Source organism: Halohasta sp. A2, assembly GCF_056175805.1.
Map to the genome: position 1 here is coordinate 1 of NZ_JAQFWV010000142.1, position 2,837 is coordinate 2,837.

2 protein-coding genes are annotated in these 2,837 nt (G+C 56.5%); one reads left to right on the forward strand and one right to left on the reverse strand.

Annotated features, from left to right (window positions below; translation table 11 throughout):
- Window positions 1-260: 260 nt before the first annotated feature.
- Entirely contained in the window at window positions 261-2,051 is a 1,791-nt protein-coding gene (locus O2S87_RS18395; RefSeq protein WP_475410182.1) for an SLC13 family permease, read from the forward strand.
- A 364-nt stretch (window positions 2,052-2,415) separates the two neighbouring features.
- Here the strand turns inward: O2S87_RS18395 and O2S87_RS18400 are convergent, their stop codons facing one another.
- Complete coding sequence (locus O2S87_RS18400; RefSeq protein ID WP_475410181.1) at window positions 2,416-2,718, reverse strand: DUF502 domain-containing protein; 303 nt, start codon at window positions 2,716-2,718, stop codon at window positions 2,416-2,418.
- Between the last annotated feature and the right edge of the window lie 119 nt (window positions 2,719-2,837).

Below are 2,837 nucleotides of genomic sequence, written 5' to 3' on the forward strand. Positions count from 1 at the left end.
ATAAATTAGAGTCTTTTACAGTCTCAAATTTATTCTGTTATTTCTTCGGTAGTGACTCTGTTTTGTGATCGAATATTGAGAAAAACGACGACGAGCTATGTGAAATCACACTTCACTTGGATGGTGCACGATCCCCGCATAATTATTTCTATACCAGATATTATATGTAATTCACACAATACTTGATGAAATTTATTAAAAACAACACTCAATCGGTTAATCAAAACAATTAATACGAATATGTTAAAACACGATTAATGATGATTATAGATCGATCGAAACGACTGTGGTCGCATCTGTGGTCGATGCACGACCGGACGAAAGCATACATCACGCTAGATGCGACACGTATGCTGGATGACCTCGATTCGGTGTCGGCCGCCGAAGAACAGGCGGCCACTGAGGCATTCGGCGGAGACGACGGCGAGACAACCCAGCCGCGTACAGACGAGCCCGAGACCGGCGAACCAGGTCATGGAGCCGACGGTGGCGACGATCGATCCCCTTTCGATGTCGATCAAAGCTACGGGCTCCGACAGAAGGTCGGCTTCGTTCTCGGTCCACTGTTGTTCGCCCTCATCATGCTCGGTCCAACGCCCGGCGATCCGGCGGGCTACGAGGGTCAGGTCGTCGCGGCCGTCACCGTCTGGGTTGCCTCGTGGTGGATGACCGAGGCGGTTCCGATTCCGGCGACATCCCTGCTGCCGATTCCGCTGTTTCCGTTGCTGGGAGCCTTACCCGCGGCCGACACGACACCGTCGTACGCCAACCCACTGATCTTCCTGTTCATGGGTGGCTTTTTCCTCGCGATGGCGATGCAGCGATGGGACCTCCACGAACGGATCGCACTGCGGACGATCAAGGCCGTCGGAACAACCCCATCACGGCTGATTTTGGGGTTCATGCTCGCGACCGCGTTCCTCTCGATGTGGGTTTCGAACAGCGCGACGGTCATGATGATGACGCCCATCGCGCTTGCGGTGGTCTACCAGACGCGCGATCTCATCGATGACACGGGCCTAGACATCCCGACAGAGCAAGGCGAGTTCTCGTTCGGTGCAGCGTTGATGTTATGTATCGCCTACGGGGCCTCGGTCGGCGGCGTTGGCACGCTTATCGGGACGCCGCCCAACATTCTCTTCGCTAGTCAGGCACAGGAGCTGTTCGGCGAGACCATCTCGTTCGGCCAGTGGATGTTCTACGGTGTTCCGATCACGATCCTGGGACTTATGGTGGTCTACCTCTGGGTCACACGCGTCGCGTTCTCACCGTCGTTCGACAAACTCCCAGTCGGAGCCGAGACGATCGATACCGAGCTATCGCGGCTCGGTTCGCTGAGCAGACAGGAGATGATGGTCCTGGTCGTGTTCGTTGGCATGGCTCTGGCCTGGATCGGCGGTAGCCTCCTGACACAGTTCGAACTCGCAACCCTCCCTGACGACTGGGATACCGTCGTCGCCATCAGTGGGGCACTGGTCCTGTTTGCGGTGCCGACCCAAACCGACGACGGTGGGCACACCTTCTTGCTCGATTGGACACATGCGGTGCAGATCCCGTGGGGCGTTATTCTCCTGTTCGGCGGTGGCCTCGCGATCGCGGCTGGCTTCGACCAGAGCGGTCTCGCCGAGTGGCTCGGCGAACAACTCCAACTGCTCGCCAACGTGCCGTTAGTGGCCATTCTGCTGTCGGTCGTCGTGATGGCGATCTTCCTCACGGAGGTCACCTCGAACACCGGACTGACGGCGATGCTGATGCCGATTCTCGCCTCGGTGGCGATCGGCATCGAGGTACACCCCTACGGGCTCATGATCGCCGGTGCGACCGCTGCGTCGTTCGCGTTCATGCTGCCAGTTGCGACGCCACCGAACGCGATCGTCTTCGGCAGCGGGTACATCACCCTTCCACAAATGGCCCGAACTGGATTCGGACTCAACCTCATCAGTGTCGTACTGATCACGCTGTTCGCGCTGCTGTGGCTCCCCGTAGCGTGGGGGATCGATCTCGGAACACTCCCCGTAGAGTTCATGGACTCGTTCTCCGCGAACACGTAACGACTCGCGTTCGTTTTCGTACTCGTTTTTGCCGCGGGTGCTTGTATCGAAACCCAGTTTGGCAACGAGACGATCGATCCGTTCGCCGCGATCGGCGGCCTGATCGTGTCGGTGCTTCCCCACCGGGTGTACAAAGGCATCCTGTATGCCCCGCCGTCCTGGATGGGCAACACGAGTTCGCTGCTATCGCTGTCGCACTCGTGTCTGGCTTCTTCTGGACCGGCCTCGAAGCCAGATGGCAACTCTACGATCGCGGTATCCGTTTCCCGCTGCCGTTCTACCGTCGACGGGAGTAGCCGGTCACATTCGAAATAATGGAGGACGCTGGATACGCGATTTTACATCCCGTTATCAGCGTCTTTTTTTATTTGTCCAGGTCGACGGGGACATTAGGTGGATGATCGTCGATCTCGACGGAGAGGTCAAGTCGGTAGACCTCACCCTCAGACAAATGGAGAATAAATCCTCCGATGAATGGATTTGGTCCCATCGGGAGGAAGACAGTGAGCATATCGTCCTCTTCCGTTACCTGTTCAATCATCTCTGGGGGACGTGACGTCTGGAAGGCGATCGAATAGCACCCCTCTGTGGGATACTCCACGGGGAGTACGTCCTCGAAATTCTGGGTATCTCCTTCGAGTAACATCGTGCTGATCTGATCTAGCACTACTTCTGGGGTTTAGACTGGAGCCAAGGAGATCTGGGGAGAAACATCGACGAGGTCGGTGCAACTTGTCGGGATCTGCTCAGGTTTGACGAAACTTCAGCTGAGATTCGACGCTCCAA

Excerpts from the sequence above, each read along its gene's own strand:
- O2S87_RS18395 (WP_475410182.1), top strand. The coding sequence starts at position 261 with ATGATTATAGATCGATCGAAACGACTGTGGTCGCATCTGTGGTCGATG.